We start from the raw sequence: 24,054 nt of genomic DNA, 5'->3' as shown, positions 1-24,054 counted from the left end.
CGCATCGGCTATGCCGGCATTGGACTTGTCGCCCGTCGCCAATGCGGCGACCATCGCCGCATGACACTCTTCAAGACTCTGCTCACCGGCATGGTGATCGCATCGCCCATCGTCGCCTGCGCGGCCGATACGGCCAATGGCCCGGCGGCATCCGGCGTCGCCATCCACCTGAATCAACTCGGCTATCTGCCCGGCTCGGCCAAGCTGGCGGTGGTCGGGTTGCCGCAGGATGCGGCCCCGGGCATGGACCGTTTCACGCTGGAAGATGCGCAGGGCCGTCAGGTGCTGCAGGGCAAACTGCAACCGGCGGCGCGATGGACGGCGGCGGGCCAGCAGGCGCGGGTGGCGGATTTCTCCAGCGTGCGTGCACCGGGAACCTACCGGTTGAAGATCGATGGGGTGCCGGCTTCCGATGCATTCGCGATCGATGCGGGCGCGTATCGGCCGGTCGTCGATGCCTCGCTCAAGGCGTTTTATTTCAACCGCGGCAGCACTGCGTTGCCGGCGCAGTTCGCCGGGCGCTATGCGCGCGCGGCCGGGCATCCGGACACCGATGTGCGCATCCATCCGTCTGCCGCGTCTGCCACGCGTCCGGCCGACAGCGTGATCAGCGCGCCCAAGGGCTGGTACGACGCCGGCGATTACAACAAGTACATCGTCAATTCCGGCATCAGCACCTACACCTTGCTGGCGGCCTACGAGCACTACCCGGCACTGTTCAAGGCACAGGCCCTGACCATCCCCAACGACGCGCCCGGCGTGCCCGGCATCCTGCAGGAAACCTGGTGGAACCTGGAATGGATGCTGGCCATGCAGGACCCGGCCGATGGTGGCGTGTACCACAAGCTCACCGATAAGCAGTTCGATGGGTTGGTGATGCCGGAGCAGGCCAGGCAGCAACGCTACGTGGTGATGAAGACCACTGCGGCCACGCTGGATTTCGCGGCGGTGATGGCGGCCGCCAGCCGCGTGTATGCGCCGTTCGAAAAACAGTACCCCGGTGTGTCGGCACGCATGTTGAAGGCATCGCGGGCGGCGTGGGCCTGGGCGCAACAGCATCCGGACGTCATCTATCGCCAGCCCGACGATGTGCGCACCGGCGGTTACGACGATGCACAGGTGGCCGACGAGTTCGCCTGGGCGGCGGCAGAGCTGTATGTCACCACCGACGAGGATGGGTTCTACGACGCCATGCTGGCGCGCAATGTGCCGGCCAGCGTGCCGGGCTGGAGCAATGTGGGCGGGCTGGCCTGGATGTCGCTGGCCGCGCATCGCGACACGCTCACGCCGCATGCGGACCGTGCACGCATCACCCGGGAGGTCACTGGTCTTGCGCAGCGCCTGGCCGACCAGTGGCAGGCATCGCCGTGGCGGTTGGCGATGACCGATACCGATTTCGTCTGGGGCAGCAATGCGGTCGTTCTCAATCAGGCGATGCTGCTGGTGCAGGGCTATCGTGTGACGCAGCAGCGCCGTTACCTGGATGCCGCGCAGTCGCAACTGGACTACATCCTGGGGCGCAATCCGTTGAGGCTGTCGTTCGTCACCGGGGTGGGGCAGCGCACACCGATGCATATCCACCACCGCCCCTCGGAGGCCGATGGCATCGCTGCGCCTGTGCCTGGCTGGTTGGCGGGCGGCCCGCAGCCGGGCCAGCAGGATGCCAAGGACTGCAAGGCGAGCTACCCCTCCAAGCTGCCGGCGCTGTCGTACCTGGACGATACCTGCAGCTACGCGACCAACGAAGTGGCGATCAACTGGAACGCGCCGTTGGTGTATGTGAGCGCGGCGATTGAGGCCTTGACGCGCTGAGAGCAGGGCAAGGCGTATTGGACGGACGTGACGGGGGCCAGCTTGGGAACGGCATGTCGCGCGGTGAGCGGCCGAGAGGGGCCGGTTGACTGCGGAAACGTAGGCGTGCGTACGAGCGCCACGCGCGAGTGCGCTGCCCTCACCCCAACTCCTCTCAGGGGGCTTGCCGGACGGCGGGTGTTGGGATTGGCGGCTCAACCTGGCTTATAAAGCATGCCGCGTCCCGCCTGGATCAGCAGTGCCTCATCCCACTTGTGATGGCAGTTGCTTCCCCCGCCTGTGACCACCCTTGCTTCCCCCGCCGGCAGGGGAAAATGCCCGAAGGGCGGATGGGGGCAGCAGTCTCGCGACGTTCCCGCAGGTATGGCCCGCACGGCGCCAACCGCCCCTCATCCGGCGCTGCGCGCCACCTTCTCCTAGGCAGTGGGCCGCCAGCGCTGCGCCAACGCCTCCCTTCCCCTGCCTGCGGGGGAAGGTGCCCGAAGGGCGGATGGGGGCAGCAGTCTCGCGACGTTCCCGCAGGTATGGCCCGCACGGCGTCAACCGCCCCTCATCCGGCGCTGCGCGCCACCTTCTCCCGCCCACGGGAGAAGGCAATGGGCCGCCAGCGCTGCGCCAACGCCTCCCTTCCCCTGCCTGCGGGGGAAGGTGCCCGAAGAGCGGATGGGGGCAGCGCACCGCGCCAATCATTTCTCAACACGCCGCACATCCACGCACTGCCGGCCGGCGGGCAGGGCCTATTCCACCCGCGTGCCGAAGATGCGGTCGCCTGCATCGCCCAGGCCGGGCAGGATGTAGCCCTTTTCGTTGAGATGGTCGTCGATGGCCGCGGTGTACACCTCCACGTCCGGATGCACGGCCTCCAACGCCTTCAGTCCCTCGGGTGCGGCGACCAGGAAGATGCCCTTGATGCGGCGCGCACCGGCGCGCTTGAGCATGTCGATGGTCGCGATCAGGGTGCCGCCAGTGGCCAGCATCGGGTCCAGGATCAAGGCGTCGCGTTCCTCCAGGCGGCCGGTGAGGCGCTCGAAGTAGGGCACCGGTTGCAGGGTTTCTTCGTCGCGCTGCAGGCCCACCACGCTGACGCGGGCGGCCGGGATCAGCGCCAGCACGCCGGGCAGCATGCCAAGACCGGCGCGCAGGATCGGCACCAGGGTGATCTTGGCGCCGGCGATGCGCTGCACGTTCACCGGCCCGGCCCAGCCCTGCTGCACATGCGTTTCGGTGTCCAGATTCGCCGTGGCCTCGTAGGCCAGCAACGTGCCCAGCTCGGTGACCAATTCGCGAAAACCCTTCGTACTCAAGGCGGCATCGCGCAGCAGGCCGATCTTGTGCTGAACGAGGGGATGGCGAACTTCGACGATTTTCATGGGCGGCGACAACGCGGGAGAGACGCACAGTGTGCCGTAGCGACGTCTCGCGCTGCCACACATGACATGTGATCGCGCCTGCACTTGTCATGTCGGTGAAACGTCGCTGACATAGTGTGCACACCCATTCTTAACCGATTTGGGACGCACTCGTGGTGAACAAGACTCCGCTCTGCCTGGCGATCACGCTGACGCTGGCCACCGCCGGCTGGAACCAGCAGGCACGCGCGGCAGAGGTTGCTGCCCCGTCCGGCGCTGCCAGCAGCGCGGCTGCCATCGATCTGGAGCGCCTGGAAGTGCGCCCGCAGCTGGAAGCGCAGGAGCGCGCCGTGGATCTGAAACGCGCGTCCGATGCCATCCAGGATGCGGTCGCCTCCGATGCGATGGGCCGTTACCCCGACAAGAATGTCGCAGAATCGTTGCAGCGCTTGCCTGGTGTCAGCGTCACCCGCGATCAGGGCGAAGGTCGCTTCGTGGTGATCCGCGGCCTGGACTCCTCGCTCAACAGTGTCACCATCGATGGCATGAACATGGGCACGCCCGAAGATGGTACGCGCTCCACGCCCCTTGACGTGATTCCTTCAGATTCCACCGAGCGGCTGAAGGTGGTGAAGTCGCCGACCCCGGACATGCCGGGCGATTCGATCGGCGGCGCGATCCAGGTGGAATCCACCTCTGCATTCGACCGCGACGGGCGCACCCTGCGCGGTTCGATCGAAGGCAGCCACCAGTCGCTGTCCGGCAAGACCAGCCCCAAGGGCGCGTTCAATTACAGCGACATCTATAACGGCACCTTCGGTGTGGCGGTGGGTGTGAACTACCAGGACCGCGAGTTCGAATCGGACAATACCGAAGTGGCCTACGACACGTTCGCCGGCGGCGCGGCCGATGACCTGTTCGCCAGCGAAGTGCAGCGCCGCAAATACTTTATCGAGCGCACCCGCATGGGTGCCAACCTCAATCTGGACTGGCGCCCGGATGCCGACAACCGCTACTACCTGCGCTCGCTGTATAGCCGTTTCGACGATGCCGAAACGCGCCAGCGCACCATCTTCGGCCTGGGCAACGGTGAGGTCAGTGCCAACGGCGATGGTACCTATAACGTGTCCGACCTGCCGGCCGACAGCATCTCCAAGCGGGTGCGCTACCGCACCAAGAAGGAAGACAACACCGCGATCAGTTTCGGCGGCGAGAACCGCCTGAGCAGTGCCACCATCGATTACAAGGTGGGCTACACCAAGACCACCGAGCGCGTGAACGACGAGAAGGAGGCCTACTTCGACTACGACGGCGATGACCTGGCAGCCACGGTGGACCAGCGCAGCGGCATTCCACGCCTGGGGTTCTCCGATAACGGCTGGCAGAGCAACCAGGACTTCGTGTTCGATCGCTTCGTGGTGGCGCCCAAGCAGGTGGACGACAGCGAGCGTAGCGCGCAGGTCAACGTTCGCTTCGATGGCGAGCATTCCAGCGTCAAGATGGGCGTGCTTGGCCGCTGGCGCGAGCGCGACGTCAACGTGGACGAAAACGAGCTGCGTAGTGGCCCGGCGATCGATCTGAACAGCTGGACCACTGCTGCGCCGGAGCACCGTGGCGGTACGCTGGGCGAAAGCATCGGCTCGGACGGCATGCGCGGTTACTGGAAGACCTCCGGCAATCTGTACAGCGCACGCCCGCAGGATGTGGGCAGCAATCTGCAGACCTCGCTGCAAGACGATTACAAAGCCAATGAAGATGTCTTCGCGACCTACGCGATGGGCACCTGGGATATCGGCGCGCTGCGCTTGATTGCCGGCGTACGCGTGGAAAACACCCAGTTCAACGCCACCGGCAACCAGGTGGATGTGGCGCCGAACGGCCGTAGCGCCACGGTGACCCCGCGCGAGGCCTCCAGCAGTTACACCAATGTGCTGCCCGGCCTGCATCTGCGCTACGACAGTGGCAACGACTGGGTGCTGCGCTTTGCGGCGAACAAGACGCTGTCGCGCCCGTCGTTCGGCGATGTGTCGCCGCGCGTCAGCATCAACCGTGGCGATGCGGAGGTAAGCATCGGTAACCCCGATCTCAATCCGTACCGTTCGCAGAATCTGGACCTGTCGTTCGAAAAATACATCGGCAGCACCGGCCTGATCTCGCTGGGTGTATTCCACAAGTCGATCGACGACTACATCGTGCAGACGCTCAACACCAACGACGCGGAATTTCCCGGGCTTCAGGTCACGCGCTCGATCAACGGCGACACTGCCAAGGTGCGCGGTGCCGAATTCAACTGGCAGCAGACGCTGGATTTCCTGCCTGAAGGCTGGAACGGGTTTCTGGTCGGCGCCAGTGCCACTGCGCTGGACAGCGACTTCGACCCGGGCCTGGGCAATCGCGCCGGCGATGACTTCATGCTGCCGCGTTCGTCCAAGCGCATCTACAGCGGCCATCTGGGCTATGAGAAGTACGGTTTCAGTGCGCGCGTGGCAGCGGTGTATCGCAGCGAGTACCTGGACACCATCGGCCAGAGCCGCGCCTACGATATCTATGTCGCCCCACATACCCAGATGGACTTCAGCATGAATTACCAGTTCAACCGCCACATCAGCCTGTACCTGGAAGCGCAGAATCTGCTGGACGAGCCGCTGGAGCTGTACCAGGGCGTGCCTTCGCGCACGCTGCAGAACGAGGAATACGGCCGCACCTATGCGCTGGGCCTGAAGGTGGCGCTGTGATGCGTACGGGCGTAATGCTTCACTCCACGTTGCTTGCGAGCGCCTTGCTGTTGGCAGGGTGTGCAACCAAGCCGGTCGACCGCGAAGCCGACGAAGCGCTGCTCACCGACCCCACCCTCAGCGAGGCGAAGGTGGCGCATGAAGTGGTGCCGGAAGCCTTCATCACCGCGCTGACGCCCTCGGATAACCTGGATTCACCAGCCAGTTGGGCAGCGCCCGATGGTAGCCGCTGGGTGATCGCCACCGCCAAGGCCACGCACGCACTGGTGGTATTTGATGGTGACAGCGGCAAGCGCCTGCGGGTGGTGGGCGGCAAGGGCAAGGCACTGGGCAAGCTGGATCGCCCCAACGGGATTTCGGTGGTGGATGACCTGCTGTTCGTGGTGGAGCGCGACAACCGCCGCGTGCAGGTGTTCTCGCTGCCGGATTTCAGGCCGCTGACCGTGTTCGGCCAGGGCGACCTGCGCGAACCTTATGGACTCTGGGTGCGCAAGCATGATGGCGGCTACGAAGTGGTGGTCAGCGACAACTACATGTCGCCGGCCAACAAGGACCAGCCGCCGCCGCTGGCCGAGCTGGGCCAGCGCTTCCGTCGTTATCAGTTGAATGCGGCAGGGCAGGGCTGGCAGGCACGGCTGACGCAGAGTTTTGGCGACACCAGCGCAGCAGGTGCGGTGCGCATCGCCGAGTCGGTATTCGGCGATGAGGCCAATGCGCGGCTGCTGATTGCCGAAGAAGATGTAGCGGTGGGCACGCAGTTGCGCGAGTACGGCATGGACGGGCGCTACCGCGGGCGCGACGTCGGCGCCGGGCTGTTCAAGGCGCAGGCCGAAGGCTTGACCCTGCTGCAATGCGCTGACGGCAGCGGCTACTGGATCGCCACAGACCAGTTCAAGGACCGCAGTGTGTTCCAGGTGTTCGATCGCAAGACGCTGGCGCATGTGGGCGCCTTCGCCGGCCGTGTGACCGCCAATACCGATGGGGTGTGGCTGGATCAGCGCGGCGATGCGCGCTTCCCCGGTGGCGTGTTCTATGCGCTGCACGACGACCAGGCGGTAGCCGCGTTCGATTGGCGCGACATCGCACGCACCCTGCGCCTGAAGGAGTGCGCGCGGTGACCGCAGTCCGCACCGCGCTGTATGCCGCACTCTGCGCATGTGCACTGACCGTTGCCCCGGCACTGGCCGCCGAGCGCACCGCCGAACCCAATACCCAGGTGCCAGCCGGTTCCACCCATTATGTGGCCGATGGTTTCCCGGACCGGATCGTCGCCACGCCCGCACAGGACGCGGCCACCGGTTTCGCGGTGGCCTGGCGCACCGATACCAGCGTCGATCAGCCGTGGCTGGAACTGGTGATCGCCGGCGATTCGCCCGACGTTGGTACGCCGCGGCGCATCCGCGCCAGCACCGCCACGCTGAGCAGCGAAAACGGCAGCTCGCATCACCATCGTGCCGATATCGACGGCTTGCAGCCCGACACCTTGTACGCCTACCGCGTGCAGGGGCACGACACCTGGGGCGCATGGAATCACTTTCGCACCGCCGCCACGCCGCAGACACCACTGACGCTGCTGTATTTCGGCGACACCCAGAACAAGAATCTGAGCCTGGTCTCGCGGGTGATCCGCCAGGCCTGGCGCTCGGCGCCGGATGCGCGTCTTGCGCTGTTTGCGGGGGATCTGGTCAGCGGCAAGGACGGCCAGGACGACAACGAATGGGCGGAGTGGTTCGAAGCCGGGCGCTGGCTGCTGGAAGGCACCGCAGTGGCGCCGGCACCGGGCAATCACGAGTACCACGAAGAAGGCGAAGACACTCCGCAGGCCACCCGCATCCTGGGCAGCCATTGGCCGGTGACGTTCGCACTGCCGCGCAATGGGCCGTCGGCCACCGCGCGCACCAGTTATTGGTTCGACTACCAGGGCGTGCGCATTGCCGTGCTGGACGGCACCTCGGCGCTGGACCTGGGCACCGGCCCGGCGCAGGCGCAATGGCTGGACAAGGTTCTCGCCAACAATCCGCACCCGTGGTCGATCGTGCTGATCCACCAGCCATTCTTTTCGCCGCGCGCCGATCGCGAGAACGAAAAGCTGGTGGAGCAGGTGTTGCCGGTGATCCGTCGCCACCAGGTGGATCTGGTGCTGCAAGGGCACGACCACACCTACGGCCGGCGCGGCGACCAGGCCGGGCAGGCCACGCCGGTGTTCGTGGTGTCGGTCGCCGGGCCCAAGCAATACCGGCTCTCGGACATGGCACGCAAGACCATGCGTCCGGTGGGCGAAGACACCCAGCTGTATCAGGTACTGCGCATCGACAACCAGCACCTGGGCTACGAATCGCGAACCGCCACCGGCCGGCTGTACGACGCCTTCGAACTCCAGCGCGATGCCAGTGGAACCAAGCGACTGATCGAACACGAACAGGGGCGCATCGCGCCACGCGATTGTCCGCGCAATGCCACGCTCAAGGGGCGTGCGGATCGCTGTTGGGAGTAAGGCCTGATGGCACGGCGAAGGCACGGCGATGACAGGCGCCGTGCAATCGCAGCACTGCGTATTGCCGGTGGAAGAGGGCGCGCCAGGCACCGAGGATTTCAAGATCGGCAATGCCGTGGTGGGTTCCGAGGCCGGCCACCTGTTCTGGCATGCCTTCACCGAGCATCTCTTCGAGCTGCATGCACCCGAGACGCTGGAAGACCACCGGCAGATCCCGATCGTGCGATGACCAACTACCTGCGGCGCAAGTTGAGCGCTATTCCGATCTGATCGGCCAGCGAGGATGCGGACACGGTTCGCCGAGCCGGCCGGACGTTTCGGCCGGCCGGCAGCGTCGTTGCCAGCCAGCCAGCGCCGCTGCCCGCAGTCACGTGCCTGCGGCATGCAGGGCAGGGCGGCGTGCTCGCGCGTTGGTGTTCGTGTGGCAGGTAAGCGGTGTAGACAGGCGCAGTGGTGGTGGCGCCAGGCGAGCATCCCAGTAGGGCGGGCCAGCGAGCCTTGATCGACGCTGCTCGCCGGGCCGGATCGGTGCTGCCAGGTGCATGCAGGCCAGCTGCGATGCATGCAGGCTTACCTGATCGAGCCGTTTCAGCGTCGCTTTGCTGCTTGATGTTGCAGGACCACACTGAGCTCAGTGACCTTGGCGTTCTGCATACTCCCAACGGCTTGGCCTGTGCTCGGGCCGCGTCGCCGCGCGCCGCGCTGCACTGACGCGCGGCGGGCAAACGCCTCGACTGCACTCAGGCAGCCGAGGCGTGAGTGACGCCTCAGGCCGCCTCGGCCTGTGCCTGGCGCGGGCCTTCCTTCAGGGCGCGCGCGATCAGGCCGACCAGCAGGTCCAGCTCGTCTTCGTCCATCGCAAAGTGCGGGGTGAAGCGCAGCGAATTTTCGCCGCCGTGGATCACGTTGACGCCGCGCTTGCGCAGCCACTCTTCGGTGGAGCCGGCGCCGTAGCATTTGAACTGTGGGGCCAGCTCGCAGGAGAACAGCAAGCCGGTGCCCTGCACCTTGGTGATCAGCCCGCCCAGTTCGGTGCGCAGCGCTTCCAGCTTGGCGATCGCCTGCGCGCCGCGCACGCGGATGTTGGTGCGCACCTCGGGGGTGAACAACGCCAGGGTGGCGCAGGCCACATCGAGCGCACGCGGGTTGGTGGTCATGGTGTTGCCGTAGGTGCCCTTGCGGTACACCTGCGCGGCATGCTCGGTGACGGCCAAGACCGACAGCGGATATTGCGCCGCGTTGAGCGCCTTGGAATAGGTTTCCAGGTCCGGTGGGTCGAGCTGTTCGAAGCCGGGGTAGTCCGCGACCGACAGCACGCCGTGCGCGCGCAACCCGGCCTGGATGGAGTCCACCAGCAACAGGCTGCCATGGGTGCGGGTCAGTGCCCGCGCGGCGGCATAGAACTCGGCCGGCAGCGCACGGCCAGGGTCGCCTTCGCCCATCACCGGCTCCAGGAAGACCGCTTCGATGAACCAGTGATGGCGCGCGGCCTCGTCGAAGGCGCGCTGCAGGGCGGCCACATCGTACGGGGCGATGGCGATCACCGAATCCTCGTCGCGATAGCTGGCCAGGTACTTGGTATAGGTCTTGCGGCTGGAATCGGAATACAGCCCGGGGCGGTCGGTGCGGCCGTGGAAGCTGCCCTTGACCACCAGCCGCTTGATGCTGGCGCCGGCATGGCGCGCACCCGGGTCGGTATGCAGCTTGGCGTTGGTATCGACGATACGCGCGGCCAGGCCCACGGCCTCGGACCCGGAATTGAGGCACATGAAGCGCGCGAACGGGCAGCCGCCACGGGTATGGCCGATCTCGGCGCGCAGGGCACGGTCGAGCCGGCGCTGCGACAGGCTGGGCGTCATCACGTTGGCCATCACCTGCGGGCGCGCCATGGCCTCCAGGACTGCTGCAGGGGTGTGGCCGAAGCCCAGCATGCCGTAGCCGCCGGCGTCGTACAGCACCGCGCCCTTGAGCGTGACCACCCACGGCCCGCGCGCGGCCAGCGCCACGTAGGGCGTGACCGCATCGTCGGCGTAGAAATTGATGAAACCCTCCTGCACGGCGGCGATCTGCGCCTCTTCGTCCAGGTCGAACAGGTCGCCGGCCTCGTCACGCACCTGGGCGTACTCGGCAGCGGCGGCGGCGATGGCCTGTGCCAGGTCCGGGCGGCTGCCGGCCAGGCGTGTGATGGCGGCATCGTCCAGGCCATCGGTCAGGCGGCGGCCGGCATGGGCACGCAGCGGGGCGAGCGGGGCGAGGACAGACATGGCGCATCTCCAGCAAGGTGGCGGTGTCTTTCTATTATCGGCAGGGGATCGGCATTTGGCAGCGTGAATTCTGACGAGATGTGCGCTATTTTCGTCGATTCGCCGAAATGCCTGGACATAAAGTGAAAGTCACCCCCTCCGACGAGCGTCTGTTGTCGCTGCTGCGCGAGGACGCCCGCTCCTCCACCGCGCAGATCGCGCGCCGGCTCGGCCTCTCGCGCACCACCGTGCAGAGCCGCATCGAAAAACTCGAGCGCGACGGCGTGATCAGCGGCTATACCGTGCGCACCCACGACGCCTACGACCAGGGCCGCGTCCGCGCGCATATCCTGATCACCGTCCTGCCGAAGAAGATGCCGGCGGTGGTCAAGGCGCTGCGCGACATTCCCGAGGTACGCCTGCTGCATTCGGTCAGCGGCGCCTACGACCTGATCGCCCTGGGCGTGGTGGGCGGCGTCAACGAGATGGACGTGCTCACCGACGCCATCGGCGCCATCGACGGGGTGGAGCGCACAACCAGTTCGATCATTTTGTCCACCAAGTTCGAGCGGTGATTGAGCCGGGATTGGGCAGTCGGGATTGGGGATTGGTAGTGAGGCGGGGATTGGGAATTCGGGATTGGGGATTCGCGAAGCTGGATCCGCGGGCCCCCAGCGTCTCCGACGCAACCGGCCCGCTTCTACGAATCCCAAATCGCGAATCTCCACTCCCGGCCGCAGTTACAATGCCCGGCTCCTCATCCAACCAATCCTGCGGCCTTGAAGAAGTCCGATTTCCATTACGACCTGCCCGACGAGCTGATCGCCCAGGCGCCGCTGGCCGAGCGGGCGGCCAGCCGCCTGCTGGTGGTGCCGCCGGAGCCGGCGGCCTTCAGCGACCGCCAGGTGCGCGATCTGCCGGAGCTGCTGCAGCCCGGTGACCTGCTGATCTTCAACGACACCCGGGTCATTCCGGCGCGGTTGTTCGGGCAGAAGGCCAGCGGCGGGCGGGTGGAAATCCTGATCGAACGGCTGCTGGGCGAACGCGAGGCGCGGGTGCAGATCGGCGCCAGCAAGTCGCCCAGGGCCGGCAGCCTGATCGCGCTGGATGCCGGCGGCCAGGCCGAGGTGCTGGGCCGCGATGGCGAGTTCTACCTGCTGCGGTTCGAGATCCCGGTGCCGTTGCAGCAGTGGTTGCCCGAGGCCGGCCGCCTGCCGCTGCCGCCATACATCCGCCGCGAGCCGGGGGTGGAGGATCGCGAGCGCTACCAGACCGTGTTCGCCCGTGAAGTCGGCGCGGTCGCCGCGCCCACCGCCGGCCTGCATTTCGACGAGGCCCTGCTGGCGCGACTGCGCGAGCGTGGGGTGGAGTTCGGACACGTCACCCTGCATGTGGGCGCCGGCACCTTCCAGCCGGTGCGTGTGGACAGGCTGGACCAGCACGTGATGCACACCGAATGGCTCAACGTGGGCGCGGCACTGGTGGAGCAGGTGCGCCGCACCCGCGCGCGCGGCGGCCGCGTGATCGCGGTGGGCACCACGGTCGTACGCTCGCTGGAAAGCGCCTGGCGCACCACCGACGCCGCGCCCGAGGGCGAACTGCAGCCGTTCGCCGGTGAAACCCAGATCTTCATCCTGCCCGGCTACCGCATCCGCAGCGTCGACGCGATGGTCACCAACTTCCACCTGCCCGAAAGCACCCTGCTGATGATGGTCTCGGCCTTCGCCGGCCGCGAGCGCATCTTCGCCGCCTACGCCCACGCCATTGCCCAGCGCTATCGCTTCTTTTCGTACGGCGATGCGATGTTGTTGTGGGGCGGGGAATCGGGAGTCGGGATTGGGGATTCGTAACAGCCCCCCGTTCGCCGCCTCCTCGGCTTTTGCCAATCCCGAATCCCGAATTCCAAATCCCGGCCTCTCAATGTCCCGACTCCAGTTCCAGCTCCAAGCCACCGATGGCCATGCCCGGCGTGGGCGTCTGACCTTTCCGCGTGGCACCGTCGAGACGCCGGCGTTCATGCCGGTGGGCACCTATGGCTCGGTCAAGGGCATCCTGCCCGAGCAGATCCGCGCGCTGGGTGCGGAGATCATCCTGGGCAACACCTTCCATCTGTATCTGCGCCCGGGCCTGGATGTGATCGGCGATCACGGCGGGCTGCACGGGTTTGCGCGCTGGGATGGGCCGATCCTCACCGATTCCGGCGGTTTTCAGGTGTTCTCGCTGGCGCATCGCCGCAAGATCACCGAGCAGGGCGTGACCTTTTCCTCGCCCACCGACGGCGCGCGCGTGTTCCTGGGCCCCGAAGAGAGCATGCAGATCCAGAAGGTGCTCGATTCGGACATCGTGATGATCTTCGACGAGTGCACGCCGTACCCGGCCACCGAAGAGGTGGCGCGGCGCTCGATGGAGCTGAGCCTGCGCTGGGCGCAGCGCTCGCGCGATGCGCACGACGGGCTGGGCAACGATGCGGCGCTGTTCGGCATCGTGCAGGGCGGGGTGCACCCGGACCTGCGCACCCGCTCGCTGGAGGGCCTGCGCGCCATCGGCTTCGACGGCTACGCCATCGGCGGGCTGGCCGTGGGCGAGCCCGAGCACGAGCGCAATGCGATGCTGGAACACCTGCATCCGCGGCTCCCGGCTGACCGCCCGCGTTACCTGATGGGCGTGGGCCGGCCGGAAGACCTGGTCGAAGGCGTGGCGCGAGGCGTGGACATGTTCGACTGCGTGATGCCCACCCGCAATGCGCGTAACGGGCATTACTTCACCTCCTTCGGCACCGTGCGCATCCGCAACGCCAAGTACGAACGCGACCTGGACACCATCGAACCCGGCTGCGGTTGCCATGCCTGCAGCAGCGGTTATACGCGCGCGTATCTGCGCCACCTGGACCGCTGCAACGAAATGCTGGCGCCGATGCTGGGCACCCTGCACAACCTCTGGTACTACGAAAAACTGATGGCCGACCTGCGCGCGGCGATCGCGGCGGGAACCTTCGTGCAGTTCCGGCGGTCTTTCTATGCGGCACGCGGCGCCACCACGCCGCCGTTGCCGGGGGAAACCAGCTGAGCCCTGCCGTCCGTGCCCCTGGCGCGGACGGGGTGGAACCCGCATGGCATAATTCCCGGCTGTTCCGCCTTGGCGGTACCTGAATAGCGAGTGTGCCGGTGGGCGCGCTGGCAACAAACTAGGACGCACTGAATGAATCTGCTCGATTTCCTGATCCCCGCTGCCCAGGCACAGGCTGCCGGCGGCGCACCGGCAGGCGGCCCGATGGGCGGCCTGTCCACCTTCGCGCTGCCCATCATCCTGATTGCGGTCATGTACTTTTTGATGATCCGCCCGCAGATGAAGCGTCAGAAGGAGCACAAGGCGCTGCTGGACAAGCTGGCGCGCGGCGATGAAGTCATCACCTCCGGCGGCGTGGCGGGCGTGATCACCGATATCGGCGACAACTTCATCACCGTGGAAGTGGCCGACAACGTGCGTATCCGCGTGCAGCGCAGCGCCGTGGGTCATGTACTGCCCAAGGGCACGCTGAAGTCGGCCAGCTGAGCGTCGCGCCACTGCGCACACCGCTGGGCTGGCGCGGCCGGCGCTCGAAAACGGCAGGAACCACTCGTACACTCCGTGATCGCTGCGCCACCGACGCTTGACCGGCCGGTTGCCCGTACCATTGTTCGCTTCGCAAGATCCGCAACATCACTGCTGCGCGCACCGTCAGGCGGGCGCAGTCGGTGCAAGGAGCCGCATCGCACACTGGGTGCGGTGGTTCCGTGTACTGCTCGCATCCACCGGATGGCCGCTGGCGACCTCGTGTCGGTCGCCTGAAGTCGTTCTCACTGCTAGGCGCGGCGCCGGGATGGTGCCGCGCGGGACTGTCGCAATGCTCGAATTTCCTCGCTGGAAGTACTTCCTGATCCTGCTGGTACTGGCGGTCAGCGCGCTGTATGCGCTGCCCAACGTCTACCAGAAGGACCCGTCCGTGCAGATCACCGCCAGCCGCGGTGCGCAGCTCGACGACGCATTGCGCAGCCGGATCGACGGCGAGCTCAAGAGCGCCGGCATCACGCCCAAGGCGATCACCAGGGAGGGCGAGAGCCTGATGGTGCGCTTGCCTTCGCTGCAGGCGCAGACCCGCGCCAACGACGTGTTGCGTCAGCAGCTGGGCGAGAACTACACGGTGGCGCTGAACCTGGCGTCCACCGTGCCGGACTGGCTGGCCAAGCTGGGCGGCCGGCCGATGGTGCTGGGTCTGGACCTGGTGGGTGGTGTGCACTTCGCCATGCAGGTCGATCAGAAGGCCGCGCTGGAAAAGCGGCTGGATGGCTTTGCCGAAGATATTCGCACCACCTTGCGCGACGCCCGCATCGCCTACCGTTCGGTGGAACGTCGCTCCGACAACGGCATCCAGGTCAGCCTGGGCGAGGGCGCCGATGCCGACGCCGCGCGCGTGGCGCTGGCCAAGGCGCAGCCGACCCTGACCTACGACGTCAGCGGCCAGAACATCGCGGTCAAGGTGCCCGAGGCCGAGCTCAAGCAGATCGCCAGTGGCGCCATCGAGCAGAACCTCACCACCTTGCGCAACCGCGTCAACGCGCTGGGCGTGGCCGAGCCGACCATCCAGCGCCAGGGCGAGGACCGCATCGTGGTCGAACTGCCCGGCGTGCAGGATACCGCCGAAGCCAAGCGCCTGATCGGTGCCACCGCCTCGCTGGAATTCCGCGCCGTGGTCGAAGGCAACGCCGAAGATGCCGTGCGCAGCGGCACCATCCCGCCGGAGGCCAAGGTCTACCGCGTGCGCGATACCGGCGCGCCGGTGCTGCTCAACAAGCGCGCATTGGTGACCGGCGACCAGATGGTCAGCGCGTCGGTCAGCACCGACCAGAACGGCATGCCCGCGGTGGCGGTGACGCTCAACAACGTCGCCGGCCAGCGCATGTTCGACTACACCAGCGCCAACGTCGGCAAGCTGATGTCGGTGGTCTATATCGAGCGCATTCCCACCGTGACCATGGTCGACGGCAAGGAAGTGCGCAGCGTGCGGGTCAAGGAAGAAGCCTTGTCGCCGACCCGCATCGCCGGCGTGTTCGGCAAGAACTTCCAAACCACCGGCCTGGAGAAAACCGAGGCCGAGAACCTGGCCAAGCTGCTGAAGTCCGGCTCGCTGGCCGCGCCGATGGACTTCGTCGAGGAATACGTGATCGGCCCGAGCCTGGGCGCGGAGAACGTGCAACGCGGTGTTACCGCGGTGATCTACTCGTTCCTGTTCACGCTGGTGTTCTTCACCATCTACTACCGCGTGTTCGGCGCGATCACCTCGGTGGCGCTGCTGTTCAACCTGCTGATCGTGGTAGCGGTGATGTCGCTGTTCGGTGCCACCATGACGCTTCCGGGCTTTGCTGGCCTTGCCCTGTCGGTGGGTCTGTCGGTGGACGCCAACGTGCTGATCAACGAGCGTATCCGCGAAGAGCTGCGGCTGGGCGTGCCGGCCAAGTCGGCGATCGCGGCCGGTTACGAAAAGGCGGGCGGCACCATTCTCGACGCCAACCTCACCGGCTTGATCGTGGCAGTGGCCTTGTATGCCTTCGGCACCGGCCCGCTGCGCGGCTTTGCGCTGACCATGATGATCGGTATTTTCGCCTCGATGTTCACCGCGATCACCGTGTCGCGTGCGCTGGCGGTGCTGATCTACGGCAGCCGCAAGAAGCTGAAGACCGTCGCCATCTGATGCGAGTCTCTCGCAAGAGCCCGTCTGTAATGCGAGTCCCTCGCAAGAGCCCGCACATAGAAGTGCGAGTCCCTCGCAACAGCCCGCACATCCATGTGCGGGTAAATATGAAGAGCTGGATTCAATGAAAATTTTTCCGCTTCACCTGATTCCCAACGACACCAAGATCGACTTCATGCGCCTGCGCAAGCCGGTGCTGGTGTTGATGCTGGTGATCGCTGTTGCCTCGATCGGCGTCATCGTCGGCAGGGGCTTCAATTACGCGCTGGAGTTCACCGGCGGTACGCTGGTGCAGACCTCGTTCCAGAAGACCGTGGACGTGGACAAGGTGCGTGAGCAGCTGGCCAAGGCCGGGTTTGAAAACGCCCAGGTCCAGAACGCACGTGGCGGCAACGAAGTCATGATCCGCCTGCAGCCGCACGGCCAGCACAACAACCGCGACGATGCCGCGCATACCGTGGCCGAGGATGTGCGCAAGGCGGTGACCAGCGACGAGAATCCGGCCACTGTGCAGCCTGGCGAATTCGTCGGCCCGCAGGTCGGCAAGGACCTGGCCCTGAACGGCGTCTACGCCACGGTGTTCATGCTGGTGGGCTTTTTGATCTACATCGCCTTCCGCTTCGAATGGAAGTTCGCGGTGGTTGCCAGCCTGACCGCGCTGTTCGACCTGCTGGTGACGGTGGCCTACGTGTCGCTGACCGGCCGCGAGTTCGACCTGACCGTACTGGCCGGCCTGCTGTCGGTGATGGGCTTTGCGATCAACGACATCATCGTGGTGTTCGACCGTGTGCGCGAAAACTTCCGCGCGCTGCGCGTGGAACCGCTGGAAGTGCTCAACCGTTCGATCAACCAGACGCTGTCGCGCACGGTGATCACCGCGGTGATGTTCTTCCTGTCGGCGATGGCGTTGTACATCTACGGCGGCGAGTCGATGGAAGGCCTGGCCGAGACCCACATGATCGGAGCGGTGATCGTGGTGATCTCCTCGGTGATCGTGGCCGTGCCGATGCTGAGCATCGGGCCGTTTGCAGTGACCAAGCAGGATCTGCTGCCCAAGGCCAAGGACGTGGAAGCGCTGGCGCGTCGTCCTTGATCGGTTGGCAAAAGCTGTGACGAAAAAACCGCGCATTGCGCGGTTTTTTCGTTTCTGACGTTGGACGTAGTGACTGCACGGTTATGCACTGTGACGCCACGACTCAAGATCTTGAACACTAGTGATTGCGTCGGACACGTGATGCCGATCGATACGCAATACTGCGGGAGAGAAACAACAGCGCCGCCAACGCCTGGTTCTGTGTGCCGCAGACACCTGCGCCTGGATCGCCGAGCGGGTGAGGAACGCCTCGACCTCCGCCTGGGCCATCTGCGCCGGATGGCGCTTGCCGCTGGCCAAGACGAAGCGCCGTATCCAGCTGATATACGCCTGCTCGGTGCGCAGGCTCTAGGGAAACTCTGAACAACTCCCCCTGATCCTGCGACAATCGCACAGAGGCACCAGGACGATGACGATGCAACTGACCTTCGGCGACGCGGANGCAATACCCCGAAAACGTGCCGAAAACGGCAAAAAACCGGGGGTTTGAGCGCCCTCAGCGCGGCGGATGTGGCGTGTTTCGTTTTCCGGCTGCGTTGATCAGACCATCCTTTAGGCAGCTAATGACAGCACGTCGCATCCAAAGCATTGATGGCCTCTACGATTTCATCGGATACGTTGTCTTGTGCGCACCAGATCAATTCCCTAAGCGGGACTATCTTCCTTCCGACCAGTAGATGAGCCTCGACCGCGCCTTTGATGAGCTCAGGCAGGCCATCTCGCTCGTTGAGACAGATTTTCCTGGCGCTGACCAGAAACGCGGCCTTTCGGCAACATTGGATCGTTCCCTCGCAAGTTACCGCCAAGGAGACATTGTCGCAGCGGCCCATACGCGCTTCAAGACTTCCAAGATTTGATCTTCAAGGTGTAGGCAGTGCATCACCACAGTACGCTACCTAACAATTCATTCAAGCCGAACCCGCTTTGCGGGTCGGCTTAATTCCAGTGTTGGGTGGAAATGAGAGTTCTCGCAGCGGCTACTCTTTCAATCCTTTTCATGGCTGGCTGCGCGTCTTTTGGCCGGATAAGCCCTACACAAGCGTCTGCGCCAAACGCGGTGACGGGTATCTGGGATCTTGTAGTCACCGACAAGAGCCAGACGCAATCGTTTAGCTTTGCTCTCACGGACACACCCGCCGACACCTGCATTTCCGGCAACTGGTTCCAGGCACAGCCGCTCTCTGCGCCGCGGGGGCAGGTATCCCGGCCGGCTTATCAGTACCAATCTGGCAAGCTCGAGATCCTGCTATCCACCGAGCTGTGCGATGCCTACACTGTTCTCATAGGCAATGTTTCTGGCTCAAACTTCAAGGGGTCTCATGTCTCTTATGGCCTGTTCGGCAGCACGGAGCACGGCAAAGTTAGCGGCGTGCTTCGGCAATAGCCGGGTGCCGCCTAACAACTCATTCAAGCCGAACCCGCTTCGCGGGTCGGCTTAATTCAGGCGTTAGGCGCCATGCCCAGCTTTCCGAGGATCGACAAAGGCGAGGGGTTCATTCGAACTCACGATCTTCTCGAAGAACTTCAGGCAGATGTTGGGCGCGCCTATGAGGCACTAGGGAATGACCGGCAATCGCAATACCTGCGGCGTTCTGTGGTGCGGGCGGTCTTCTCGTTCATAGAAGCCTGCGTGGAAACGATCAAAGTCGAGATCCGCTCAAACATCAGGACGGGACTCTTTAATCCGGAACTGACCGAAAAAGAACAAGAGACGCTTGGCGCGCTGCACTTGGTTGGTGACCGACGTTCCGACAAGCTGTTACCGCTTGACGCCAACCTCAAGAGAACGTTCCGCCTCGCAGCTAAGGTCTGGGGCCTCACTGAATTCAAGCTCGCAACCGGGGGCGAGAATTTCGCGGACTTTCTTCTCGCAAAGGAGGCGCGCAACCGCTTGACCCATCCCAAGAACTACTATGACATTCAGGTCACTGACGATGACATGCACTGCCACACGATCGCTTACCACTGGGTCTTGGGCGAGTTCAGCAGGCTTTTTCGCCTGCGCGTTGTAGATATTGCTCGATCACTGGCGCCAGAAGATGGCGAACGCCTGCTCCAATCAACTGGAGTTGGGGGTCTTCCGAGTGGCGCCTAACTATTCGTCCAAGCCGACGCCGCTTCGCGGCGCGGCTTAACTCAGGTGTTAGGCGGTAGCGCTTGGCATCGTTGGTGGCTTCTGTCTTCGGCAACGCCTTGGTGGTGTACCCGGCCGGCTCCGGTGCGCGGTCTTTGCGTCAGCGGTGATCGGTCTGCTTGTTACCTCGCCTTGTAGCGTTACCGCTGCGCTGCGCTCAGTGCCTTTGGCTTCGGTTGCTCTGCGCGGCAACGCTCCCTTGGCAAGCCACGTGACTTCGGTTGTGGCATGCTTGGCCCAGTGATGGTCTGGTCGTGCTGGGGAGCAGAGGTCATGCGTCACCGCTCTGCGGCGCCACCGTCTAAGGCAACGCTGATCAAGTCGGTCCCTATCGGAGAAAATATGCCCCTTCCTTCAAATCGGAACGACCGATGAAACAGCAGACATTGGCGATGGCGGCCGATCAGGNTAAGGCAACGCTGATCAAGTCGGTCCCTATCGGAGAAAATATGCCCCTTCCTTCAAATCGGAACGACCGATGAAACAGCAGACATTGGCGATGGCGGCCGATCAGGGCAGTGGATTCGAGCAGCATCGTCGGCCGACGCGCCGGGATGTGTTCCTGTCGACGATGGAGCAGATCGTGCCGTGGTCGGCACTGTGCGCGGTGATCGAGCCGTACTATCCGAAGGCAGGCAATGGCCGGCCGCCGGTCGGCCTGGAACGGATGCTGCGGATGTATTTGGTGCAGCACTGGTTCAATCTGGCCGATGAGGCCTGCGAGGAAGCGCTACTGGACAGCACGGCGCTGCGGCGGTTCGTGGGGATCGACCTGGGCCGCGAGCGGGTTCCGGACGCGACGACACTGCTGAAGTTTCGTCGCCTTCTGGAGACGCACGAGCTGGGGGCGGAGCTGTTCTTGCAAGTGAACCGGGAATTGGAAGCACGTGGCCTGAAGGTGGGCACGGGCACCATCGTGGATGCGACTATCATCGGCGCGCCCAGTTCGACGAAGAATGCGGACAAGGCCCGCGATCCGGACATGCATCAGACCCGCAAGGGGCAGCAGTGGTACTTCGGGATGAAGCTGCACATCGGCGTGGATAGTCGTAACGGCCTGGTGCATAGCGCGGCGGTGACGGCGGCCAATGTGCATGACAAGCACCTGCTGGGAGACCTGCTGCACGGGGAGGAACGCCGGGTCTATGGAGACAGCGCCTACGCCAGCCAGAAGGCGCTGATCGGCACGCATGCACCGCACGCCCGGGACTTCACCAACCAGCGGGTTCGCAAGCGTGGCGAAGTGAATGAGGTGCAGCGCCAGCGGAACCGCAACAAGTCGAAGATCCGTGCCCGTGTCGAGCACGTGTTCGCGGTGGTGAAGCGGCTGTGGGGCTTTGCCAAGGTGCGTTATCGCGGGCTGGACAAGAACGCGAACCGCTGCTTCGTGGCCCTGGGCCTGGCGAACCTGTACCTGGCGCGGGTGCGTTTGGCGGGATAGTTGCGCCTGCGGGGCCGCAAAAGCGGCCCGCAGCGCCCGGAAACGGGCATGGAAGGACGGCTGATCGTAGATCCAAGTGCGTCATGAGCCGGATCGGCCAGTTCGCTGGCCGTTGCGACTACTTGATCAGCGTTGCCCTAAGGAGTATCGCGAGCGCGGAGAACCTTATCCCTTCGCTCAAAAGAGGGCGCTAGACCAGGAGGGTGGAAGCATGGATGCATTCAGCGCGCACCCACCAAGTCACCGCTCGCCTAGTGAAGCGGCCGCGCAAGCCGATGCCTTCCCATCTCCAGTTCAGCGCTTTGCTGGTGCAGGGGAAGGGAATGCGCCAAACGACGCGTCGAAAGCTGAGCGGAAATCCATCACGGGCGACCCGGACGTGGACGAAGTGCTCTACGCGCTCGAGAGCAAGAAGGAACTGGCGATCGAGCAGGCTCTGAATCGAGTGGCCAACAGCGCAGCGACGCAGGCGCTGATCGAAAAAGGCAACGAGTTCCTGGAGGCACAGGCCCAGCAGGAGGCCCAGGAGCTTGCCGCCACACGTCAGGCGCTGGGGATGGATGTCTCAGCGGAGATCAACACCAGCCGTGGGCCGGTGATGGTGCTGACCTTGCCAGAGTTCGCCAAGGGGCCGATGCAGAGCGGTCCCCAAGGGGACGGCGGTGGGGGTGGAGACGGCGGTGGTGGTGGAGGGGGCGGCGGTTAGTCAAAATCGCTTCCGTGACCAGCCGAGCTCAGGAAACCTCATGGACAGGCAAGACGCCGCCGCGATGGCGGAAATGATGGCCACGTTGAATGCATCGAACACCTCGTTGCAAGAGACGGTCAAAGTGCTGACGACGCTGGTGGCATCCATGCAGCAGCGCGAACAATGGCTGCGCGAAGTGGTCGCCGAGCAACTTCGGGTAGTCCAGCACGCGGCCAGCAGCGCCGATGCCAAGGTCAATCGGGTCTTGGAAAACGCACTGCCGCGGCTGACGCAGCTGACCAATCAGGCGTTGACGCAGACGCTGGAGCCGGCCGCCAAGCGGTTCAACAAAGAAATGGCCACTGCGGATGAGACATTGCAGCAAGCCACTCGACGTTATGCGCAGGCCCAGCAGTCCTTGGAAACGCGGAGCACGCGGCGCACGTGGATCGCATCCGCCACGATGCTCGTGGCGGGCGTGCTAGGGCTGGGGGCGGTGGCCTACTCGGTTGGAATCATCAACGAAAAGCGAACCGAACTCGCACAGCTTCGAGCGTCCATCGACTACCCGGAGCGCGTGCCGACGTGGCTCCCTGTGGCGAAGGCCGGCTCTGTGCCACCTTGGAGAAGAATGGGCCGCGTTACGGCAACCAAAGGCAATACAGAGCGATCAATCTGCGCGCGACATCAGATTCGCAATGATGCGACGTCGTCATTACAGTGACTGGCTTGCGCGCGACATGGGCGGCCGATAACACCTCATCGCGTGCGGTCGCGCGCCTAAGCGGCTCATCGAACTTCGTTGGCTACCGGCAAATGCCCAGGCCAGCCGAGTCGACGCAATGCGTTGCACTGCAGTCAGATGCAACGCACCCACCACTCACTTCAGGCAGTGGTGCCCGCCAAGCATGCGCGCAACGCGCGCAGCTTCTCTAGGGGTCACAGATTCCAATCGATCCGCATGCCCGCAATCAGCGCGTTCTTCAGATCGTTGGTGCGGGTCGGTTCGTTGAACTGGTCGGGGTTGATCACGTAGTGCAGGTTCGGGGCGATGCGTAGGCGCTTGGTGACCTGGATGCCGTAGCTCAGCTCCATCATGATCTGGTTGTCGGCGGGGGTGCCGGTGCCGCCGGCGGAGGCGCGCGCCAGGCGCAGGTTTTCGATCGCTTCGTCGCTGTACTTCTGCTGGGTGATCACAAACGCAATATTGTCCTGCGGGCGGCTGGCGAAGGTGCCTTTCTGCACCAGGCCTAGTTGCACGAAGTGGTCTTCGATCGCCTGGCCGCTGGTGCTCTTGAGCATAGCGGCGAATACGGTCAGGCCGCGGGTGCCGGAGGGGTCGGGGTTGGTGACCTGCTGTTCGAAGCGGCCGAACAGGCCCGAGCGGCCCTGCTTGTTGTCGTAGCCCAGGCCGCTGAGGACGGCGGGGTCGCCGTTGCGGTCGCGCAGCGGGTCGGTGTAGTCGGAGTTGTCCTGCCAGCCGCCGAGTTCGTACATTGCCGCCAGCGTGCCGTCGCCGCCCTTGTTCTTGTAGCCGATGGCGTAGGGCACCACCACGCCGGTGGTGTCGTCGGTGCTCCACTTCAAACCGTGCTGGCCGTCCTGGGCCTGCACCGGGTTCACTTCATACGCGCCCACATGCACATAGACCTTGGGTGTGACCCAGGCGGTGGCGTGTGCGGCCCAGCTGGAGACCGGCCAGTAGGTGAAGTTACTGGTGCGGAACACGAAGGTGGGGTTGCCGCAGGCGGAGTTGCCCTGGAAGTACTGGCACAGGTCCGAGCCGAGGAAGTGGATGTTGGCCACGCTGCGGCCGGCTTCCAGTTCCAGGCGGTCGTTGAAGAGTTTTTGCAGCAGGGTGAAGTTGGCCAGGCGCGTGCCCTGGCCGCCGTAGATTTCCTGCACCGAGGTGCTGTTGCCGATGCTGCTGTTGGCCAGGTTGGTGCCGTGGCGGTTGGTGACATAGAGCTTGACGGTGGCGCCGTTCCAGCCGAACAGGCGGTCCATGTCCACGTCGGTGCCCACCATCAGCTGGCCGGCGTAGGCGTCGCCGCTCTTGCGACCACCGTCGATCATCGAGGCGGCTTCGCCGGTGTAACCCAGCTTGAGTTTGAAGGCATCGGCGGCGTCTTGCGCCTGGGCGAGTGGGGCCAGCGCCATGGCAAGCGACAGGCACAGCAGACGATGGGAAGCGCGGTGGGAGAGCAGGGCGGACATGGCAGAACTCCGAACAAAGAGGGCGCGGCCGAGGTGGCGGACGCAACAGCGAAGGGTGGGCAGGCCGCTGGCGGCGCGCGATCACTGCGCAGCGCGGCGGTAACAGCGATCAGGAGCGAT

At 64.8% G+C, this 24,054-nt stretch carries 17 protein-coding genes and 4 pseudogenes; 17 read left to right on the top strand and 4 right to left on the bottom strand.

The features are described 5' to 3' along the window. The first annotated feature begins 60 nt into the window (after positions 1–60). A complete protein-coding gene (locus XCSCFBP4642_RS0113380; protein WP_029220239.1) occupies positions 61–1,812 on the top strand; it encodes a glycoside hydrolase family 9 protein in 1,752 nt (583 codons plus the stop codon). A 737-nt stretch (positions 1,813–2,549) separates the two neighbouring features. Here XCSCFBP4642_RS0113380 and upp read toward each other — a convergent pair. Next, the gene (gene upp, locus XCSCFBP4642_RS0113375; RefSeq protein ID WP_029220238.1) at positions 2,550–3,182 is read right to left on the bottom strand and encodes a uracil phosphoribosyltransferase; all 633 of its coding nucleotides are present in this window, start codon (positions 3,180–3,182) and stop codon (positions 2,550–2,552) included. Between the two features lie 152 nt (positions 3,183–3,334). Here upp and XCSCFBP4642_RS0113370 point away from each other — a divergent pair, with 152 nt between their 5' ends. The 4 genes and pseudogenes from XCSCFBP4642_RS0113370 to XCSCFBP4642_RS0113355 form a co-directional block, all read left to right on the top strand. Then, positions 3,335–5,896, top strand: a complete 2,562-nt coding sequence (locus XCSCFBP4642_RS0113370; protein WP_029220237.1) for a TonB-dependent receptor — start codon at positions 3,335–3,337, stop codon at positions 5,894–5,896. Further along, a complete protein-coding gene (locus XCSCFBP4642_RS0113365) occupies positions 5,896–7,014 on the top strand; it encodes a phytase (protein ID WP_029220236.1) in 1,119 nt (372 codons plus the stop codon). The genes XCSCFBP4642_RS0113370 and XCSCFBP4642_RS0113365 overlap by 1 nt, the downstream gene beginning before the upstream one ends. After that, positions 7,011–8,390: a purple acid phosphatase family protein gene (locus XCSCFBP4642_RS0113360; RefSeq protein ID WP_029220235.1), complete on the top strand. Its 1,380-nt coding sequence runs from the start codon at positions 7,011–7,013 to the stop codon at positions 8,388–8,390. The genes XCSCFBP4642_RS0113365 and XCSCFBP4642_RS0113360 overlap by 4 nt, the downstream gene beginning before the upstream one ends. 40 nt (positions 8,391–8,430) lie before the next feature. Next, positions 8,431–8,613: pseudogene (locus XCSCFBP4642_RS0113355) on the top strand (hypothetical protein); the annotation flags it as partial. Positions 8,614–9,157: 544 nt separating this feature from the next. On the opposite strand, the gene XCSCFBP4642_RS0113350 reads toward XCSCFBP4642_RS0113355, so the two are convergent. Further along, complete coding sequence (locus tag XCSCFBP4642_RS0113350) at positions 9,158–10,654, bottom strand: aminotransferase class III-fold pyridoxal phosphate-dependent enzyme (RefSeq protein ID WP_029220233.1); 1,497 nt, start codon at positions 10,652–10,654, stop codon at positions 9,158–9,160. Between the two features lie 122 nt (positions 10,655–10,776). On the opposite strand from XCSCFBP4642_RS0113350, the gene XCSCFBP4642_RS0113345 reads away from it, so the two are divergent. The 6 genes from XCSCFBP4642_RS0113345 (at position 10,777) to secF (ending at position 17,454) form a co-directional block, all read left to right on the top strand. Beyond that, positions 10,777–11,208 carry an Lrp/AsnC family transcriptional regulator gene (locus XCSCFBP4642_RS0113345; protein WP_029220232.1) on the top strand — a complete coding sequence of 144 codons (432 nt, stop codon included), beginning with the start codon at positions 10,777–10,779 and terminating at the stop codon, positions 11,206–11,208. Positions 11,209–11,412: 204 nt separating this feature from the next. Beyond that, positions 11,413–12,483: a tRNA preQ1(34) S-adenosylmethionine ribosyltransferase-isomerase QueA gene (gene queA / locus XCSCFBP4642_RS0113340; RefSeq protein WP_029220231.1), complete on the top strand. Its 1,071-nt coding sequence runs from the start codon at positions 11,413–11,415 to the stop codon at positions 12,481–12,483. A 70-nt stretch (positions 12,484–12,553) separates the two neighbouring features. Then, positions 12,554–13,699 carry a tRNA guanosine(34) transglycosylase Tgt gene (gene tgt, locus XCSCFBP4642_RS0113335; protein WP_029220230.1) on the top strand — a complete coding sequence of 382 codons (1,146 nt, stop codon included), beginning with the start codon at positions 12,554–12,556 and terminating at the stop codon, positions 13,697–13,699. 132 nt (positions 13,700–13,831) lie between these two features. Further along, on the top strand, positions 13,832–14,185 hold the full coding sequence (yajC, locus tag XCSCFBP4642_RS0113330) for a preprotein translocase subunit YajC (protein ID WP_029220229.1): 354 nt from the start codon (positions 13,832–13,834) through the stop codon (positions 14,183–14,185). A gap of 331 nt (positions 14,186–14,516) precedes the next feature. Then, a complete protein-coding gene (gene secD, locus XCSCFBP4642_RS0113325; RefSeq protein WP_029220228.1) occupies positions 14,517–16,361 on the top strand; it encodes a protein translocase subunit SecD in 1,845 nt (614 codons plus the stop codon). Between the two features lie 124 nt (positions 16,362–16,485). After that, entirely contained in the window at positions 16,486–17,454 is a 969-nt protein-coding gene (gene secF / locus XCSCFBP4642_RS0113320) for a protein translocase subunit SecF (RefSeq protein ID WP_029220227.1), read from the top strand. 81 nt (positions 17,455–17,535) lie between these two features. Here secF and XCSCFBP4642_RS27110 read toward each other — a convergent pair. Further along, positions 17,536–17,799 (bottom strand): annotated as a pseudogene (locus XCSCFBP4642_RS27110) (phage integrase N-terminal SAM-like domain-containing protein). A gap of 332 nt (positions 17,800–18,131) precedes the next feature. On the opposite strand from XCSCFBP4642_RS27110, the gene XCSCFBP4642_RS0113315 reads away from it, so the two are divergent. The 6 genes and pseudogenes from XCSCFBP4642_RS0113315 to XCSCFBP4642_RS24795 all read left to right on the top strand — a co-directional run bounded on the left by XCSCFBP4642_RS0113315 (position 18,132) and on the right by XCSCFBP4642_RS24795 (position 22,419). Next, complete coding sequence (locus XCSCFBP4642_RS0113315) at positions 18,132–18,311, top strand: hypothetical protein (protein WP_029220226.1); 180 nt, start codon at positions 18,132–18,134, stop codon at positions 18,309–18,311. Between the two features lie 200 nt (positions 18,312–18,511). Beyond that, positions 18,512–18,838 carry a hypothetical protein gene (locus tag XCSCFBP4642_RS0113310; protein ID WP_152527267.1) on the top strand — a complete coding sequence of 109 codons (327 nt, stop codon included), beginning with the start codon at positions 18,512–18,514 and terminating at the stop codon, positions 18,836–18,838. A gap of 72 nt (positions 18,839–18,910) precedes the next feature. Beyond that, positions 18,911–19,549, top strand: coding sequence for a hypothetical protein (locus tag XCSCFBP4642_RS0113305; RefSeq protein ID WP_029220224.1), 639 nt, complete (start codon positions 18,911–18,913; stop codon positions 19,547–19,549). Positions 19,550–20,066: 517 nt separating this feature from the next. After that, complete coding sequence (locus XCSCFBP4642_RS0113300; RefSeq protein ID WP_029218204.1) at positions 20,067–21,029, top strand: IS5 family transposase; 963 nt, start codon at positions 20,067–20,069, stop codon at positions 21,027–21,029. Positions 21,030–21,168: 139 nt separating this feature from the next. After that, positions 21,169–21,735 (top strand): annotated as a pseudogene (locus tag XCSCFBP4642_RS0113295) (hypothetical protein); the annotation flags it as partial. Positions 21,736–21,775: 40 nt separating this feature from the next. After that, positions 21,776–22,419, top strand: a pseudogene (locus tag XCSCFBP4642_RS24795) (hypothetical protein). Positions 22,420–22,656: 237 nt separating this feature from the next. Here the strand turns inward: XCSCFBP4642_RS24795 and XCSCFBP4642_RS0113285 are convergent. Beyond that, entirely contained in the window at positions 22,657–23,934 is a 1,278-nt protein-coding gene (locus XCSCFBP4642_RS0113285; RefSeq protein WP_029220223.1) for a carbohydrate porin, read from the bottom strand. Between the last annotated feature and the right edge of the window lie 120 nt (positions 23,935–24,054).

Source organism: Xanthomonas cassavae CFBP 4642 (assembly GCF_000454545.1).
GTDB lineage: Bacteria > Pseudomonadota > Gammaproteobacteria > Xanthomonadales > Xanthomonadaceae > Xanthomonas > Xanthomonas cassavae.
This window is presented reverse-complemented; position numbering and strand designations above follow the sequence as displayed.

Bases quoted from the DNA above. Each gene is read 5' to 3' on its own strand.
- XCSCFBP4642_RS0113300 (WP_029218204.1), top strand. From the start codon at position 20,067: ATGAAACAGCAGACATTGGCGATGGCGGCCGATCAGGGCAGTGGATTC.
- upp (WP_029220238.1), bottom strand. From the start codon at position 3,182: ATGAAAATCGTCGAAGTTCGCCATCCCCTCGTTCAGCACAAGATCGGC.
- XCSCFBP4642_RS0113285 (WP_029220223.1), bottom strand. From the start codon at position 23,934: ATGTCCGCCCTGCTCTCCCACCGCGCTTCCCATCGTCTGCTGTGCCTG.
- yajC (WP_029220229.1), top strand. From the start codon at position 13,832: ATGAATCTGCTCGATTTCCTGATCCCCGCTGCCCAGGCACAGGCTGCC.
- XCSCFBP4642_RS0113350 (WP_029220233.1), bottom strand. From the start codon at position 10,654: ATGTCTGTCCTCGCCCCGCTCGCCCCGCTGCGTGCCCATGCCGGCCGC.
- XCSCFBP4642_RS0113380 (WP_029220239.1), top strand. From the start codon at position 61: ATGACACTCTTCAAGACTCTGCTCACCGGCATGGTGATCGCATCGCCC.
- XCSCFBP4642_RS0113365 (WP_029220236.1), top strand. From the start codon at position 5,896: ATGCGTACGGGCGTAATGCTTCACTCCACGTTGCTTGCGAGCGCCTTG.
- secD (WP_029220228.1), top strand. From the start codon at position 14,517: ATGCTCGAATTTCCTCGCTGGAAGTACTTCCTGATCCTGCTGGTACTG.
- tgt (WP_029220230.1), top strand. From the start codon at position 12,554: ATGTCCCGACTCCAGTTCCAGCTCCAAGCCACCGATGGCCATGCCCGG.
- XCSCFBP4642_RS0113315 (WP_029220226.1), top strand. From the start codon at position 18,132: ATGAGCCTCGACCGCGCCTTTGATGAGCTCAGGCAGGCCATCTCGCTC.
- secF (WP_029220227.1), top strand. From the start codon at position 16,486: ATGAAAATTTTTCCGCTTCACCTGATTCCCAACGACACCAAGATCGAC.
- XCSCFBP4642_RS0113305 (WP_029220224.1), top strand. From the start codon at position 18,911: ATGCCCAGCTTTCCGAGGATCGACAAAGGCGAGGGGTTCATTCGAACT.